The organism is Clostridium sp. N3C, from assembly GCF_900095445.1.
GTDB lineage: Bacteria > Bacillota > Clostridia > Clostridiales > Clostridiaceae > Clostridium_AU.
Window position 1 is genome coordinate 79,291 of the sequence record NZ_FMJL01000008.1, and the last position, 18,119, is coordinate 97,409.

General features: G+C 33.8%; 16 protein-coding genes. All 16 read left to right on the forward strand.

Annotated elements, in window-relative coordinates; genetic code table 11:
- Positions 1–2: 2 nt before the first annotated feature.
- The gene (locus N3C_RS04540; RefSeq protein WP_074364877.1) at positions 3–1,358 is read left to right on the forward strand and encodes a YheC/YheD family endospore coat-associated protein; all 1,356 of its coding nucleotides are present in this window, start codon (positions 3–5) and stop codon (positions 1,356–1,358) included.
- Between the two features lie 10 nt (positions 1,359–1,368).
- Positions 1,369–2,733, forward strand: a complete 1,365-nt coding sequence (locus tag N3C_RS04545; RefSeq protein ID WP_074364878.1) for a YheC/YheD family endospore coat-associated protein — start codon at positions 1,369–1,371, stop codon at positions 2,731–2,733.
- Positions 2,723–4,054, forward strand: a complete 1,332-nt coding sequence (locus tag N3C_RS04550) for a YheC/YheD family endospore coat-associated protein (RefSeq protein ID WP_074364879.1) — start codon at positions 2,723–2,725, stop codon at positions 4,052–4,054. Before N3C_RS04545 ends, N3C_RS04550 begins: the two co-directional genes overlap by 11 nt.
- Positions 4,055–4,207: 153 nt before the next feature.
- Positions 4,208–5,326: a BMP family lipoprotein gene (locus N3C_RS04555; protein ID WP_074364880.1), complete on the forward strand. Its 1,119-nt coding sequence runs from the start codon at positions 4,208–4,210 to the stop codon at positions 5,324–5,326.
- 24 nt (positions 5,327–5,350) lie between these two features.
- The gene (locus N3C_RS04560) at positions 5,351–6,865 is read left to right on the forward strand and encodes an ABC transporter ATP-binding protein (protein ID WP_074364881.1); all 1,515 of its coding nucleotides are present in this window, start codon (positions 5,351–5,353) and stop codon (positions 6,863–6,865) included.
- Position 6,866: 1 nt separating this feature from the next.
- Positions 6,867–7,967 carry an ABC transporter permease gene (locus N3C_RS04565; protein WP_074364882.1) on the forward strand — a complete coding sequence of 367 codons (1,101 nt, stop codon included), beginning with the start codon at positions 6,867–6,869 and terminating at the stop codon, positions 7,965–7,967.
- On the forward strand, positions 7,964–8,911 hold the full coding sequence (locus tag N3C_RS04570) for an ABC transporter permease (protein WP_074364883.1): 948 nt from the start codon (positions 7,964–7,966) through the stop codon (positions 8,909–8,911). Before N3C_RS04565 ends, N3C_RS04570 begins: the two co-directional genes overlap by 4 nt.
- A gap of 209 nt (positions 8,912–9,120) precedes the next feature.
- Complete coding sequence (locus N3C_RS04575) at positions 9,121–10,107, forward strand: DHH family phosphoesterase (RefSeq protein ID WP_074364884.1); 987 nt, start codon at positions 9,121–9,123, stop codon at positions 10,105–10,107.
- Between the two features lie 33 nt (positions 10,108–10,140).
- Complete coding sequence (pfkB, locus tag N3C_RS04580; RefSeq protein WP_074364885.1) at positions 10,141–11,055, forward strand: 1-phosphofructokinase; 915 nt, start codon at positions 10,141–10,143, stop codon at positions 11,053–11,055.
- A gap of 217 nt (positions 11,056–11,272) precedes the next feature.
- Positions 11,273–12,115, forward strand: a complete 843-nt coding sequence (locus N3C_RS04585; protein ID WP_074364886.1) for a D-alanyl-D-alanine carboxypeptidase family protein — start codon at positions 11,273–11,275, stop codon at positions 12,113–12,115.
- A 185-nt stretch (positions 12,116–12,300) separates the two neighbouring features.
- Complete coding sequence (gene fni, locus N3C_RS04590) at positions 12,301–13,335, forward strand: type 2 isopentenyl-diphosphate Delta-isomerase (protein WP_207648607.1); 1,035 nt, start codon at positions 12,301–12,303, stop codon at positions 13,333–13,335.
- Entirely contained in the window at positions 13,332–14,282 is a 951-nt protein-coding gene (gene mvk / locus N3C_RS04595; protein WP_074364887.1) for a mevalonate kinase, read from the forward strand. Before fni ends, mvk begins: the two co-directional genes overlap by 4 nt.
- On the forward strand, positions 14,279–15,253 hold the full coding sequence (mvaD, locus tag N3C_RS04600; RefSeq protein WP_074364888.1) for a diphosphomevalonate decarboxylase: 975 nt from the start codon (positions 14,279–14,281) through the stop codon (positions 15,251–15,253). The genes mvk and mvaD overlap by 4 nt, the downstream gene beginning before the upstream one ends.
- A gap of 70 nt (positions 15,254–15,323) precedes the next feature.
- The gene (locus tag N3C_RS04605) at positions 15,324–15,596 is read left to right on the forward strand and encodes a Bax inhibitor 1 family protein (protein ID WP_074364889.1); all 273 of its coding nucleotides are present in this window, start codon (positions 15,324–15,326) and stop codon (positions 15,594–15,596) included.
- 1 nt (position 15,597) lies between these two features.
- The gene (locus N3C_RS04610; RefSeq protein WP_074364890.1) at positions 15,598–16,953 is read left to right on the forward strand and encodes a tripartite tricarboxylate transporter permease; all 1,356 of its coding nucleotides are present in this window, start codon (positions 15,598–15,600) and stop codon (positions 16,951–16,953) included.
- A gap of 20 nt (positions 16,954–16,973) precedes the next feature.
- Positions 16,974–18,086, forward strand: a complete 1,113-nt coding sequence (locus N3C_RS04615; protein WP_074364891.1) for a phosphomevalonate kinase — start codon at positions 16,974–16,976, stop codon at positions 18,084–18,086.
- Positions 18,087–18,119 lie beyond the last annotated feature (33 nt).

Below are 18,119 nucleotides of genomic sequence, written 5' to 3' on the forward strand. Positions count from 1 at the left end.
ATATGTGGATAAGTATGGAAGTAGCTCCCGGTAATAAAGAAGTTATAGTTTTGCCACAAGAGATGGATATAAATATAAATCATGAAGGAAAAGTAATATTCGGTAAAAATTCCTGTAATGCGTTTATTAAGTGTTCTAGTGAATTGGATTTCATAGGTGGAGATAATTATGATAACCCTATGAAAATTATTATATCCAGTAAATTAGTTAATCAATTAATGATACAACCTGAAGTAGTCTATCAAATTAAATTTGAAGGTAGAAAAATAGTTATAGGACCAGTTATAGGACTTTTGTTAGGTCCACATGATTATATGTATAGCCCTGAACACATGAAAAAGTATTCTGATAGATTTGGTATATACAAGGAAATAGGAGGGTTAGTATACGCTTTTTCAGAAAGAACTATTGATTGGAAGAACTCTAGAATATATGGCCTTTATTATAATTGGAAAAATAAAAAGTGGGAATATGGTACTTTTCCAATACCGGCAGCCATATATAGAAGAGATTTTCATTCAAGAAAGGAAACGGTCAAAAAACTTATGGAAGCTACCGGAGGAAAGATGTTTAATTCTTGGCGTTTCGGCAAGTTTTATCTATATAAGCATATAAAAAAGAATAAAAATTTGCTGGAATATCTTCCGGAAACAGAAGTTACTGAGGATTATAGGCAGGTAAAGAGGTTTATAGATAAAGTGGGCAATGTTATATTAAAACCTATTTATCTATCAAGAGGGAGAGGAATATGCATTATAACTAAAAGAGAAGATGGTTATAAGATCACTGATTATAGAAGTAGGCAAGTAGATGAGTTATTTATAGAAAATAGTGAAAAGCTAAAGGATTTCTTTATAGCTAATAAAGATTTATTTGATAATTATTTAATACAAAGATATTTGGAATTGGCTAAAGTGGATGGAGCTCCCTTTGATATTAGAGTAGTAATGCAGAAAAATGTAGAAGAAGAGTGGCAGTGTTCCGGTATTGAGTGTAGAGTTGCGTCAAAGAAGAGTTTGATTACTAATATATCAAGAGGAGGGTATGCCTTGACTCTTGATGAAGCATTAAAAAGATCCTTTGATGTAGCAAAAGAAGAAAGAGAAAAAATGAAAGAAGCTATTTATTATTTATGCATTAATTTATGTAAAAGTCTAGATAGGTTAAATCATCACTTCGCCGAGTTTGGAATAGATATTGCTTTAGATGTAGAAGGTAAGCCCTGGATTATTGAAGCTAATGTGTTTCCAAGTTTTAAGGGTTTTAAAAATATGGACTATGATACCTATCTAGGTATAAGATATACACCAATGTTGTACGCAGCACATTTGGCTGGTTTTAAGACTATTCATAGGTGAGGTGAATAAGATGTATGATAGGGTTAAGATAAATGTACAGCCAGATTCTAAAGCTAATATTACTATAAATAAAGAGCTGGCAGAAAAACTAAATATAGCAAAAAGGAAACGAGGATTTGTGAGTTTTGGAGTAAAAAGGCTTTTTGCAGATATATTAATTTCAGAAGAATTAGCATATGGAGAGATAGTTTTAAGTGAAAAACTAGTAAAAAAATTGCATATACCAACCTATCCAGTTTATGAGGTAAAGGTTAAAAATACAGAAATTATGCTTGGGCCTTGTATTGGCATTTTAGCTTGTCAAAAGAATAAGGATCTTTCTAAAAGAATGCTTAAAGAAATATCACTAAATGCTATAGATTATGGAAGAATTAACGGTGCTATAATAACTTTTTCATTGGACAAGGTGAATAAGGAAAACAACACTATAGAAGGATATTGTTATAATCCTAAAAAGGAAATTTGGGAAAAAGGGATTTTCCCCTATCCGCTATCTATTTATAGAAGATCAAGACTTAGTAAGCAATGGGAAAATCACTTTTTAACTTTTATTGGTGATAGCACCTTTAATAATTATTCTTTTGATAAATGGGAAATGTATGAGTGGTTTTCTAATGAAGGAGAAATAGCAAAGCATATTCCTTATACCAAAATATATGAAAATAAAGAAGATATATTTCAAATGTTAGAGAAATATGAAAGTATCTATGCAAAACCTATAGGTGGTATGAAGGGTTTTGGTGTAATTAAGATTAATAAAGAGGGAGAAAAAATCCGTTTCAGATATAGAAAAGAGGAACTTAATGAAGATATCCTGTTGGAAGAAGGGGAAGATTTAGATAAAAGTATTGATGATTTGATGAAGCCAGGTGAATTTATTATTCAGCAGGGTATTAATCTTATTAATTATGATGGTGGCCAAGTTGATTTTAGATGTGTAATGCAAAAGAATGAAACTAGAAAGTGGCAGTGTAACAGTATAATAACGAGAGTAGGAGCTAAAGAGAGCGTTGTAAGTAATATATCTAGTGGAGGGGCTGCTATGCCTGCAATGGATTTTATTAAAGCGGCAGGCTTAGCTACTTGCCACACAGAAGCTTTTATATTGAAAGAAAAATTAATATCCTTGTGCATGAAGGTATGCGAGGCTTTAGACAAATATGGTTTCAACTTTGGAACTTTAGGTTTGGATTTAGGAGTGGACAATAATAAGGATATATGGCTTATAGAAGTAAATAATAGACGTCCTCATCCAGGTATAGCATTAAGAGCTAGTGATATACAATCCTATTACAATATACTATCAGGGCCCCTCAGATACGCAAAAGCACTAGCGGGATTTGGTAGTAAGGAGGAAGATAAGGATGCTTTATAATATAACTAGGGATAAAAATAGTAAAGATCAATTGATAGTACCAGAAAACTTTATGAAAGGAACTAAGTTTTTTAAAAAAAGTTCCTTTAATATAAAAGCCGCAGGGAAAGTTGCAAAGATAGAATTAATCAAAAGCCAAAAACTAGAAAATAATCAAATACTACTGTCAGGCAATGTTTTGGATCAGTTAATGATTCCAGAGGGGATAGACTATCAAATATTAGTTGAAAAAGACTGCATTAGAATAGGACCAGTTATTGGGTTATTAATGACAAGTACTAAATCTAGAATGAGTAAGGGTACCTTGGCTAAATTAATGAGCTATACTTTGATATATCCTGAAGTTGGTGGTCTATTAGTGGCCTTTTCCACTGATTGTATAGATTTTGAAAATAACACTGTTCAGGGATACTATTATGATAATAATTTTACTGGAAGAGGATTACCTTGGGTATCAGGCACCTTCCCTATACCTGAATCTATATTTTCCAGAACAATGTTATCAAATGATATAATGGATAAATTAAAAGAAGAAACTAATAATCATATCTTTAACTCTCATTTCTTCAATAAGTGGGAATTTTGGAATAAATTAAGTAAAAATAAAGAAGCAGTAGTATATTTACCAGAAACTAAATTATACTCAAACTTTAAAGACGTGGAAGAATTAGTGGAAAAGTATGGAGCAGCTTATATGAAACCTTTAAATGGAACCTTATCAAGAGGATTATATAAGGTTATTAAATTAGAAGAAGGATATGGAATTAAACCAAAGCAGGGAGAAGATATTATTACTTTTTATTCATCGGAAGATGCAGCAGCATATATAAAAGAAGAAGTAGTTAAGAACTATAAGTATATTGTTCAGCAGGCCATTAATCCATTAAGGGTCAAGGGAAGACATTTGGATTTCAGAGTGATAATGCAAAAGAACGAAACTTTAGATTGGCAATGTACTGGTATTATAGCCTTAATAGGTTCAAGAGGAGATATTTGTAGCAACTGGGGAATCACTGCTTATTTTGAAGATGTCTTTTATGAACGATTTAATTTTACTCAGGAGCAGATTTTTAAACTTAAAAGAGAAATTGTAGGTGCATGCAAAACTATTTGTGAGGCACTGGAGTCTCCAAAGGAAAACTATGGAGATCTTGGCCTTGATGTGGTAGTAGACGAAGAATATAATATATGGATCTTAGAAGCTAACAAGCGTCATTATCATACAGTACCTTTATGGATTAATGATGTACAAACCTTCTATCAAACTAAGGCTAATCCTATAAAATACGCCGCAGCTCAAGTAGGTTTTCATGTGTATTAGTTATAAATTTGTCAATGGATAGATATCTCACAGCTCCTGTGAGGTGTCTTTTTTTATGTAAAATAATTTAAATAAAAAGAAATACTTATACACATACTATGCATATAGAAATGGATTATGGATAAGCATGGTAAAAAACAAGGAGGAATAAATATGGCAAAAAAGATTTTATCAGCACTAGTATCTTCAATACTTATAGCTTCATTATGTACCTCTTGTGTTCAAAAAGGTGGTGATACTGGAGATAAGGTCAATAAAGGAACAGAAAGTGTAGAAAAAGTAAAGGTAGGTATGGTTACAGATTCAGGAACCATAGACGATAAGTCTTTTAATCAAGGGAGCTGGGAAGGAATACAGAGATACGAAAAAGAGAAGGGTACTATAGAAGCGCAGTATCTCAAGCCTAATGATGTTCAAGAGACAGACTACATAAATGCTATTGATACTTTGGTAGAGACAGGGAATAAGATAATTGTTACCCCCGGTTATAAGTTTGAAACCGCTGTGAATAAAGCAGCAGATACACATAAGGATGTTTCATTTATCTTATTAGATGGGCAAACCCATGGGGGAGACAATCAGTTTGTAAAACATGATAATGTGGTTTGTGTTTACTTTAATGAACATGAAGCTGGATTTTTAGTAGGTATTGCAGCAGCTTTATCCACTAAAACTGGTAAGCTAGGTTTTATAGGAGGTATGAAAATACCACCAGTAGAGAAATTTTATTATGGATATCAAGCAGGAGTGAATTATGCTAATCAAAAGCTTGGAGCAAAAGCAACTATAACCGATGCTCAATTTCAGGGTTCCTTTGACAATATACCGGCAGGACAGACCTTGGCAGCAGGTATGTATGGTAAAGGGATAGATATAATTTTCCATGCCGCCGGTGGTGTTGGAAATGGTGTTTTCAATGAAGCAAAGGCAAGGGCAGAAAAAGGAGAAAAGGTTTGGGTAATAGGTGTTGATTCAGACCAATATGAACAGGGGTTATTAAAGGATGGAAAGACTTCTGTTACGCTTACTTCTGCTATTAAAAAGGTAGATGTAGCAGCTTATAATTATATAGATGCTAAACTAAATGATAAATTCCCAGGAGGAGAAGTTATTACTCTTACCATAAAGGAAAATGGAGTTGGTATACCAGAGGAAAATCCAAACCTATCTGATGATGTACTATCTAAAATTGATTCCGTTACACAGGAAATAAAAGAAGGAAAGATCATAGTACCTCAAACACAGAAGGAAGTAGATGATTTTCTAAAATAAGATAAAAACCATGGAGGGCAAGACATGGAGTATATTATAGAAATGTTAAACATAAGAAAAGAATTTCATGGAATAGTAGCCAACGATGATATAACTCTTCAAGTGAGACAGGGTGAAATTCATGCCCTTTTAGGAGAAAATGGTGCAGGGAAATCTACACTTATGTCTGTGTTATTTGGTTTATATAAACCAGATAGAGGTATAATAAGGGTTAAGGGCAAGGAAGTAAAAATACCAAATCCTAATGTAGCCAATGATTTAGGTATAGGAATGGTACATCAACACTTTAAATTGGTTCATAACTTTACTGTAACGGAAAATATAATATTAGGTAATGAGAAGCTTAAGGGTCTAAAGATTGATATAGATTATGCAAGGAATCGTATAAAAGAATTATCCAGCAAATATAAATTAGCGGTAGATCCTGATGTGCTCATCGAAGATATATCAGTAGGAATGCAGCAAAGGGTAGAAATATTAAAAATGTTGTATAGAGATTCAGAAATACTTATATTTGATGAGCCTACCGCTGTATTAACCCCTCAAGAAATTGAAGAGTTGATGGGTGTTATGAAAAATATGGCAAAGGAAGGGAAGACTATAATTCTCATCACCCATAAACTTAAGGAAATTAAAGCAGTGGCAGATAGGTGTACTGTAATAAGAAAGGGTAAGTCTATAGCAACCATTGACGTTAAGGATACTACTGAAGAGAAAATGGCTGAATTAATGGTGGGCAGGAAAGTAAATTTTAAAGTTGAAAAAGCGCCAGCAAAGCCAGGAGCAGTAATGTTTAGAATCGAGAATTTAAATGTTATTGGTAGTAGAGGAGTTCAAGCAGTGAAGGAGGTTGAACTATCTGCCAAAGCAGGTGAAATTCTGGGGGTAGCTGGAGTAGATGGAAATGGTCAAACAGAACTTATAGAAGCTATTACCGGATTGAGAAAATCTCAATCCGGAAGAATATTTATCAACAATTTAGATATATCTACTATGCAAATAAGACAAAGAAATGAATCAGGCCTTGGTCATATTCCTGAAGACAGACACAAATATGGATTAATATTAGAATTTACTTTAGAAGATAATATGATCTTGCAAAGTTATTACAGACCACCTTTTTCGAAGGCGGGAGTACTTAAAAGAGATCAAATTCGTTCCTATGCAAGAAGTCTTATAGAGCAATTTGATGTTAGGTCTGCTCATGGACCTTCTACCATTGTGAGAAGTATGTCCGGAGGTAATCAACAAAAGGCTATTATAGCAAGAGAAATAGATAGATCACCACAGGTTTTAATAGTAGCCCAACCTACCAGGGGACTAGATGTAGGTGCCATAGAATATATTCATAAAAGACTAATAGAAGAAAGAGATAAGGGAAAAACCATACTCTTGTTTTCTTTAGATTTAGATGAAATATTAAATCTTTCTGATAGGATTGCAGTAATGTATGAGGGAAGAATAGTAGGAGTGGTAGATGCAGACAAGACAAACGAGAAGGAACTTGGTTTAATGATGGCAGGAGGAGGAAAAGGCTAGAATGGGTAAAAATAAATTTTTAGTTTCTTTACTTGCAGTTATACTAGGTATAGTAACAGGGGCTCTTGTAATGATTATTACTGGGTATGATCCAGTAGAAGCTTATGAGGGACTTTTAAAAGGAGCAGGAATTATAATACAAGTACCATCAAATGCCACCTTAGGAGATATTATATTTAACAAGAGATTAGGAGACACTCTTTTGAATACCACCACTTTAATATTGACAGGTCTTGCTATAGCCTTTGCTTTTAAAACAGGACTTTTCAATATTGGAGTACCAGGGCAAATGTTAATGGGTGGCTTTTTTGGAGTATTTGTTGGAGTAAAGTTTTCATTACCTTTCTTTATACATGCACCTTTAGCGGTATTGGCTGCTATTTTAGGAGGGGCTTTATGGGCGCTCTTACCAGGAATTCTTAAGGCCAAATTTGGAATTAATGAAGTGGTAACTGCAATAATGATGAATTATATTTCTCTTTGGTCTGTTTATTATTTTGTTCAAAGCTTTTTAAAGGGTAATTTTGAGACAGAATCTGCCATTATAAATCCTTCTGCCTCTTTAAGAGTGGACGCCTTAACGGAGTTTTTTCATGGATCAAATGTTAACTTGGGATTGTTTTTAGCTATTGCAACAGCCTTAATAGTTTGGTGGATACTAGATAAAACTACTTTCGGCTATGAGTTAAAAGCAGTAGGTTACAATATACATGCTTCAAAGTATGCAGGTATAAAAGTAAATAAAAATATGATATTATCTATGATGATTTCTGGAGCAATAGCAGGGCTTGCTGGTGCAGTATATTATTTGGGATATACAAATAACATCAAAGTAGGTTCCTTGCCTCAGGCTGGATATGATGGAATAGCAGTGTCCTTATTAGGCTTAAATAATCCCTTTGGTGTATTATTATCAGCCTTTTTTTTCGGTCTAATGAATGCAGGTGGACTATATATGAATGCAGCCACTAAGGTGCCTAATGAGCTTGTGCCAATTATAGTAGCCATAATAGTTTACTTTGCTGCTACCAGTTTAATGTTTGAAAATTGGCTACAGCGTATTAGGAATATTTTTATAAAGAAAGAAGGTGACAAGGGTTGAATGCTTTAGAGATTATAGTTCCTTTAGCTATTACATATACCGTACCACTATTTTTAATAGCTTTAGGTGGCCTTTTTAGTGAACGAAGTGGAGTTATAAACATTGCTCTAGAAGGTTTGTTAGGTATTGGTGCCTTTGCATCAGCCTTTGTTATTTTTGAGTATGAAAGTATATTAGGAGCTTCAACGGTATATGTGTCCTTGATAGCCGCAGCGGTAGCCGGTGGTTTGTGCTCTCTTTTGCATGCCTTTGCAAGTATCAGCATGAAAGCAGATCAGGTAGTAAGCGGTACTGCCATAAACATATTAGTTCCTGCCCTTACTATCTTTTTAGCAAGAAGTATAAATAAGGGCAGTGGAATAATACCGGTGAAAGGGTTAGAATTATGGGATGTACCAATTCTCTCCAAGATACCTATTATAGGTAGCTTATTTTTTCATAACACCTATACTACCACTTTTATATCCATAATTATTGTGATTATAAGCTGGTATGTTTTGTACTATAGACCTTTTGGTCTGAGATTAAGGGCCTGTGGCGAAAACCCTCAAGCAGTGGATTCTGTGGGAATAAGCGTAGTGAAAATGAGGTATATAGGAGTAATTATATCTGGTATATTGTCAGGCTTAGGCGGTGGATTACTGCTTAATACTTTGGTTAAGGAATTTTCTACTTTAATTTTCACTGGACTAGGTTTCTTAGCCTTGGCTGCCTTAATTTTTGGTAAATGGAAACCATGGAGTGTGCTAGGAGCATCAGCTTTTTTTGGTCTTGCTAAAACGGTATCCGATATAGCTCCCTTATTTTCTGGTTTGAATCAGCTGCCATCAATATTTTTAACTACTTTCCCTTATGTAATAACCATAATTGCCTTAGTGTTGTTTTCTAAGAATGCTGTTGGGCCTAAAGCTGCAGGTGAACCTTACGACGTAGGAAAACGATAAATTTCCTATAGCAAGTTTTATGTATACTTTTCACTATAAATATTACTTAAGACTATGTAGGGACTACTGAATAGTACCAACTATTAATTACTGTTCTTAGTCCCTATAAAAGACTTAAATAATTTGTTTAAAAGGAATATTTTATATTAAAACAATATATGATAAAATCTAATTGGTACATATGTATATATAATGAAAGGATTATAAAAATGACCAAATTAGATTTATTAATAAAAGCTATAGGAGAGCATAAAAAACTATTTATTCAAATGCATAATTCCCCAGACCCTGATGCGGTAGCTAGTGCTTTTGCTTTACAGTATCTTTTATTACAAAGAGGTATAGAATCAGAAATATGCTATAAAGGTGAAATCGAGAAATACAATACAAAAAAGATGATTGAATTACTTGGAATCAAGCCTAAGAATATAGTAGATATTCATTATATGAAGGAAGAAGATTTTATAATATTGGTTGATTCACAAAAGGGGAATTCAAATGTTGAAGATTTTATAGGTAATGAAATTGCAGTTATAGATCATCATCCTATCTTTCAAAAGGTTGATTATTACTTTGAAGACATTAGGCCAGAAATAGGTTCATGTTCATCTATTATTGCAAGTTATTTTGTGGAGAATAAAATTCCAATTCCTGAACCGGTTGCCACAGCTTTATTATATGGTATTAAAATGGACACTTTAGACCTAACTAGGGGAGCAAATCCTTTAGATTTGGATATGTTTTATATGCTTTATAAGTTATCGGATGTAGAAAATATTAATAAAATTCAAACTAATTCTTTGCAATTTAAAGAACTAAAAGCTTTTGGTAATGCAATAAAAAATATAAAGATTTATGATAATGTAGGTTTTGCTAATGTGGATGTAGATTGTCCAGATTCCCTATTAGGTACTATATCTGACTTCATAATATCTGTAAAAGAAGTTGACTTTGCAGTAGTTTATTCCACTAGAGAATCCGGTATAAAGTTTTCTGTTAGAAGTGAATTAGATAATTTAGATGCTGGAAAGATAATACATGATGTCTTAATAGAAGTTGGAAATGGGGGCGGACATAAAACAATGGCAGGAGGTTTTCTACCTGCTGCAAATTTACATATTATTGGTGAAATAGACTCTTTTGTAGAGGATAGGTTTTTAGAAAAGATTAGATATGCAATGGAGAAATGTGGTTAGTATCCATAATCCAAAGAAAAGGTTGTGATTTTAGTGATATATACAGTTACTTGTAATCCATCCATTGATTATATTATTCAATTAGATACTTTTAAAGTTGGAGCATTAAATAAAGTAATGGAAGATTTTAAGTTCCCAGGGGGAAAGGGTATAAATGTATCTAGAGTTTTGAATAATCTTGCTGTAAAAACAAAGGCTCTAGGATTCATAGGAGGATTTACAGGTAAATATGTAGTTGATTTTTTAGAAAAAGAAGGGGTTGAAACAGATTTTATAGCTGTTGATGGTGATACAAGGATTAATGTAAAAATTAAGTCTAAGGAAGAAACGGAAATAAATGCTGGAGGGCCAGAAATCAAGGATAAAGATTTATTAGAGCTGATTGAGAAGATCAATGCTTTGCCAGAAGATGCCTTTGTAGTTTTAGCCGGTAATGTACAAAGGAGTCTATCTCAAAATGTATATGCTCAAATAATGAAAAATACATTAAGCAAAAAGTCTTTTATTGTAGATGCGGTTGGACAGGCACTTTTAGAAACTCTACCCCATAAACCTTTTATGATTAAGCCTAATAAGGAAGAATTAGAAGATTTATTTAAGGTGAAAATTAATACTATAGAAGAAGTGGTGTTTTACGGTAAGAGGCTATTAACTTTGGGAGCTGAAAATGTCATTATTTCCTTAGGAAAAGAAGGAGCAGTTTTTCTAAATAAGGAAATTCAATATTATGCTTATGCGCCCTTAGGTAAAGCTGTAAATACTGTTGGAGCAGGAGATTCTTTAATAGCAGGCTTTTTGAGTAAATATGTCCATAGTAGAGACTTATTAGAGTCCTTTAGATATGGTGTAGCTGCAGGCAGTGCTACAGCCTTTTCTGTGGACTTATGTAAGAAGGATCAGGTGGAAAATTTACTTTCAGAAGTTAAAGTTGAGGAGATCAAAATATAATATAAGTAAAGTGTTTAAGGGAACGTGTAGTGTACTACTACATGTTTTTTTATTATGGAAAAACACCATTAGTTAGCAAATATCTTAGTAGTTATTGAAGAGTTGTATAATAGATAACTTTCAATGAAGCTAAATTTTCACACTGGTGGTTTATTATGCATTAAAAGTCACATAATAATACTACAATAAATTTATTGCTTTATGGAAGGGTGAGGAAATGAATAAAAAATATAATATGATGTTCTTTTTCCTTATACTAGTTACCTTCTTTAGTAATGATGTTAAAGTCTTTGCTAATGGAAAACCACCGGCAATAGTGTCTCAAAATGCAATTATTATGGATGGGAATACAGGAAAAATATTATATTCAAAAAACATTAATGGAACTTTTCCTCCTGCATCAACTACAAAGCTTATGACAGCTCTTTTAGCTATAGAGAAATGTAAACTTGATGATTTGGTAGCAATAGGTAAGAATCCTCCACTGGTGGATGGAAGTAAGGCAGGAATAAAGGAAAAGGAACTAGTTACGGTAAAAGATATGCTGTATGGGCTTTTATTTGTTTCTGGTAATGACTGTGCCAATGCATTGGCAGAACATATGGCAGGTTCCGTTGAAAATTTTGCAAAGATGATGAATAAGAGGGCTAAGGAACTAGGTTTGACTAATACCAGTTTTGTCAATCCAAGTGGTTTATATCATCCTAATCAGAAATCCACTGTAAAGGACTTAGCTTTAATAATGAGAGAACTTGTAAAGTATAAAGAATATTTACAAATAGCCACAGATAACAGAGCCTATTACATTACTCCTAAAAATTGCTCTGGAGCAAAGCATCCTATATGTAATCAAAATAAAATGGTATGGAAGGGTGGAAAGTACTATTTTGATGGTATTGAAGGAGGTAAAACAGGATATACTATACAATCTAAGTTTTCTTATGTAGTTAGCGCAAAAAGAAATGGTAAAAGGCTGATAGTTGCTTTACATTCCTCAACTAATAGTCATTATACTGATGCTATAAAGCTTTTAAACTATGGATTTAGCAATTTTAAGTAGTATTTTTTAAATTGGAACTATGTTAAAGTAAAAAATTGAGATAAATGCAGATAATATATTAAATGATAAAGATTATCATTTGAAAAATTATAAAAAAAGGCTTTAGATGGCTTTGACTCAGATAAACTAATAAGGGCATAATAATTAATACTGCATAATAAAAAGCCATAGAAGGGAAGAGAACTTTGGAAGATTTAAAATCAAAGAGCCAAATAAGAAGTTCAAGAAAAAAGGAACATATACATAATTTTTTGCAGAGTGATTTTCAAAGTGATAATTATTTTAAATATATTTTTTTAGAACATAATTCTTTACCGGAAATAGATTTTAATGAGATAGATACTAGTTGTATTTTTTTAGGTAAGAAAATAAATTTTCCTGTAATGATAAATGCTATGACGGGAGGTTTTGATCAGGCTATAGAAATAAATAAAAGTTTAGCTAAAATAGCAAAGCATTTTAATATACCAATGGCGGTAGGATCTCAGGCTATAGCAGTATCAGATAGAAATTATGAAGCCTCTTTTAAGATTGTTAGAGAAGAGTTAAAAGAAGGACTAGTTATTTCAAATATAAATGCCTTCGCCTCTGTGGATCAGGTAGCTAGAGCTATTGAAATGATACAAGGAGATGCTATTCAAATTCATTTGAATCCTGCTCAAGAAATTTGTATGCCGGAGGGTGATAGAAACTTTAAAGGAGTCTTAAAAAATATTGAGAATATTGTTAAAAAAATTGATAAGCCTGTTATTGTAAAGGAAATTGGTTTTGGTATTTCTAGAGAGGTGGCTAAAAAATTGCTAGAAGTAGGGGTTAAGTACATAGATATAGGGGGACGAGGGGGCACAAATTTTATTCAAATTGAAAGTGAAAGAAATGATCAATTTCATTTTGAAGAGTTGTTTCAATGGGGAATTCCAACAGCCCTTAGTCTTTTAGAATGTAGACCTTTAAGTAGAGATCTAAAGATTATATGTACTGGAGGAATGAAAAAGCCAGAAGATATAGTAAAGGCTCTATGTGTTGGGGCGGATATGATAGGAATCAGCGGACCAATTTTAAAGTTACTGCTAGAAGGAGGCTATGAAGCTGTTGAAAATTATATGGAGAATCTTATATATAAATCAAAGGTAATTATGTTTTTGTTAGGTAAAAAGAATTTGGAGGAGTTAAAAGCGGTACCTTATAGGATTAAGGGGGAGCTTAAGGAATTGATATGAATACAGTTATTAGTAAATCAGGGATGGGGATAGCCCATAGTAAGCTGATTCTTGTGGGAGAGCATGCAGTTGTTTATGGTAAACCTGCCATAGCTATACCATTTCCTTTGAAGGTGGAAGCTATTGTTCAACAATATAATGGAAGTATTATCTTTGAATCTCAATTGTACACTGGACCCATTGAAAAAATGCCAGATAATATGGAAGGACTTTTTCAGTGTATTAAGGCAACTTTAAGCTATTTGAATAAACCGCAGAAGTACTTATATATAAAAATTAAATCCCAAATCCCATTAGGTCGTGGCTTAGGTTCTAGTGCTGCAGTGGCTGTTGCCATTGTAAGAGCTCTGTTTTCTTTCTTTGGGAAAAATCCTTCACAGGAGGAGTTGTTTAGTCTTGTCCAAATAGCTGAAAGCTGTACCCATGGAAATCCCAGTGGAATTGATATGGCAATAGTAGCAAGTGAAAATCCAATCTGGTTTCTAAGAGATAAGGAGATAGTCCATATAAAAACTACTAAACCATTATATCTAGTGGTGGGGGATACAGGACGAATTGGAGATACCCGCACCGCCGTTGAAAAAGTGAGACAGCAGTATTTGAGGGATAATGCAAGAGTCAATAAATCCTTAGATAGAATGGAAAGCATTGCTTATCAAGCTAGGGATGCTATTTTAGAAGGAAATATTAGCTTGCTAGGAAAATTATTAGATGCTAATCAAGAGGAGTTAGAAAGTCTAGGTGTTAGTGATAATGATCTGGATAGCTTGATTGATAAAGCAAGAGATTTAGGGGCACTAGGAGCTAAATTAACTGGAGGAGGACTGGGAGGTTGCATGATTGCACTGGCAGATAGCTTTGAAAAAGCTAAAGTTATTGCAGAAGATCTAAAAAACTATGGTGCAGCAAATAGCTGGTATTTTTCTACCGAGGAGGAAAGGCAATGAAGGCTACGGCAAAAGCAAATACTAACATTGCATTAATAAAATATTGGGGAAAAAGAAATGAGAATTTATTTTTGCCTATGAACAGCAGTTTATCCATTACCCTCGATAAGTTTTATACTATAACAACGGTAGAATTTCAGAAAAATCTACATAAGGATCAATTTATATTAAATAATAAGCCTGCTAGCGAAAAGGAGTCTAATAAAGTATTTACTTTTCTTGATAAGATTAGAAAAAGAGCTGGCGTTAACATCCACGCTATAGTTACTTCGGACAATAAGGTGCCAACTGCTGCTGGTTTTGCTTCTTCTGCCTCAGGCTTTGCAGCCTTAGCAGCGGCAAGTGCAAAAGCCCTTCAGCTCAATTTAGATGAAAGAGAACTATCAATACTTGCTCGTCAAGGTTCCGGGTCTGCCTGTCGTTCAATTTATGGAGGATTTGTAGAATGGCAAAAGGGAGAGAGAGAGGATGGAGAGGACTCCTTTGCACTTCAGCTTTTACCTGAAAATCAATGGAAGCTAAGTATTCTTTCTGTTATGGTAAATTCTAAAGAAAAGAAGGTATCCAGTAGGGAAGGTATGAAAAGAACAGTAGAAAGTTCTCCCTTCTATTCTGGATGGCTTCAAACCGTTGAAAGTGATTTAGAAATTGCTAAAAAAGCTATACAGGCACGAGATTTTCAGACCCTTGGTGAAGTAATAGAAGCAAATGCTTTGAAGATGCATGCTACTATGCTAGGGGCAAAACCTCCGATTTTATATTGGGAAAGTGGAACCTTAGAAGTTATAAAACATATTCATGAGCTTAGATCATTAGGAATTAAGGCTTATTTTACCATAGATGCTGGTCCCAATGTGAAGGTTCTTTGTTTGCCGGAGGATGAAGAAAAAGTTTATAAAAAACTGTTAAAATTACCTTCAGTGCAGGAGGTACTGGTTTGTTATCCAGGTACGGGGATTATTTACAGTTAAGGCGGATAAAATTATAAAGTATACTTCTAAATTATGACATATTAATTTTTCTTTAGAAGGAGTTAAGAAAATGAAAAAAATAGATAATGAACTAAAGGATATTAAAGAAGAGGATAATATGGAAAGGAATATTGAGGTATGGGAGGACTTGGTTTATATTAAAGACTTAATTTTGGCCCTTGTGATATGTAGCACAACTGCTCTAGGGGGATACTTTATTGCACCGAAAGGTCAAAGTAAACCACTATTATTTGGTATATCTGGAGCTATAATTGGTTTTGTAATTTGCGCTCTTTTAATCAAACCTAAAAGAATATTAGTAGAAGACAGTAAGGAGAGTTGACATGAGTATTGCTTTAATTTTACAAATGATTTTAGCCGCTTTTGCAGCAACTATTATATATACAATAATTGGGGCCGCACCTGGAGCAGATGAAACTGCTACTATTGCACCGGTAATCTTGGTGTTAGTTTTATCTGGAATGAATGCCATGGTGATTTTATCATTCTTTATTTCTGCTATTGTGGCCTGTAAGTTAATTGATGCGGTGCCTGTGTCTATTGCTGGAATTCCTGCAGGCGTAATGTCCACTCCAATGGTTGAGCATGCCATGTTGCTTAAAAAGAATGGCCTAACAGAAACTAGTATACGAAAAATTGCTTCTGGAGCTATTGTAGGAACCTTGGTTTCAGTACCAGTAAGTTTATTGTTGGCTAGAGTTATAGTTCCTTTTGCATCTTCTATTAAAGATTATGGAAATCTTGTTTTCTTTATTGGAGCTATAATACTAGCTCTTTTGAGTAAAAAGAGATGGGTGGCCTTAGCTTCTATTATCCCCTTTGCTTTACTGATTCAAGGCCTTAGATATTTATATTGGGGTGTTGGTGCTGTAAAAGAAGGAACCAACGTATCCACTTCCTTTTTTTTAGGAATTACTATAGGACCAGTAATACTAACCCTAGTTGAGTTACTGGATAAGGAAAAAAGAGATAAGATGCAAAAATTCGGTAAAAATAGGATTTATCTAAGAAAAGAAGATGAGTTAAAGAAGGTGCCTAATCCTTTTAAGATTTTAACAAAAAAGGAGCTTGCCTATAGCGCTTTAGCTTCACTACTTGGATCAGTAACCTTTCTCTTAAGTCCTGTTGGACTTACAACTTTTTTTGGTGAATTACTGGCTGGAAGAGTAAAGGATCCCGTTGAAAAAGCTTCTCTTGCGGTATCCTGCATGGAAGCCTTAGCCCAAGCAACCTATATTGCAGGTATATTGATTCCTCTTATTGCCTTAGGTATTCCCTTATCCCCTGTGGCAATTGGACCAGGAAACCCATTGTTTAATGCACACCCAGTCTATACCTTAGAAGATAATATGCATCATATATTATCTAACGGGGATATTGCTTGGGCAACTCTTATTGGAGCATCCATCGCATGTATTATTACTTATTTTGTTACAGTAAAGTACTCAAAGCAAATTTGTACATTTGTGTTTAAAAGGATTCCACATGAAGCATTATTAGGGGTATTCTTCAGCTTAGTTCTTTTGCTAGCCTTTGTAGATGGAGGATGGATTAATGTAGCTGGTGTCTTTTTAATTGGCATTGTGGCTGGAACCCTTCATCGTATGGGAGTTAATTATGGGGTTCTATTTATGATTTTATATTCAGCACCTTGGATTTCTAATGTACTGGCGGGTTAATAGTTAAGGGGATGAAGAATATGGCACAGTCAATTTATTGTATAAGGGTACCGGGAAAACTTATGATTGCTGGTGAGTATGCTGTACTAGATCCTAATTATAAGTGTATGGTAGTGGCGGTAGATAGATATATCACAGCCCAAATAAATTTTAATAAGGAAAATAGATTATTCTTGCCTCAATTAGGATTAGAGAATATTTTATGGCAGATAAAAGATGGTCAAGTTGAATTTAGCGTATCAGATCCACAGTTGAACTTTATTGAAAATTCAATTTCTGTAGTTAGCCAATATCTAAAGGAAAAATACATAGAGCTAAGACCTTTTCATTTAAAGATTGAAAGCCAGTTAAGCAATAATGAAAGTGGCAAAAAGTATGGTCTTGGCTCCAGTGCTGCTATAGTAGTGGCAGTGATTTCTGCCATTTTAAGTTTACATAGCAATAAAAGGTACGACCTTGATGAGATTTTTAAACTTTCAGTTATTGCCCATTTAAAAGCTCAAGGAAGTGGATCCGGAGCAGATATTGCTGCTGCGGTATATGGAGGATGGCTTCAATATTCAACCTTTAATGCAGGATGGATACTAGAGCAATTAGAGCAGGGAGCAAAAATTAGTGATTTGACAAATAAACCTTGGCCAAGTTTGATTATTGAAAAATTAACTCCACCAAGGGGCCTTCGACTAGTAGTTGGGTGGACAAAAGAAGAGGCATCCACAAAGATTATGATTGAGAAGATATTCAATTTTCGTAAAAGAGATCCTCATTCTTACAATGAATTTTTAAGGAATAGTCTTTTTTCTGTAGAAGCTTTGATTGAAAGTTTTAAGAGAGATAAGCTTGAAGAAGCAATGAATAGTCTGGCATTAAACCGCAAAGCTTTATTAAAACTTGGAGAAAGTGCTGGAGTTCAAATTGAAACGGAAAAACTAAAAAAGTTATGTTCTATTGCAGATGCCTTTGGCAGTGGTAAGCCATCAGGAGCAGGTGGAGGAGATTGCGGAATTGCTTTTATAAAAAATGAGATGCAAATAGAGAATTTGTATAGGGCTTGGATGGCAAACGATATTATTCCTTTGAAATTAAAAGTATCAAAGCAGGGAGTTACCATAGAGGAAATATGTGAAGATTAGTAAGCTTATATTATTAAACTATCTAATTTAATT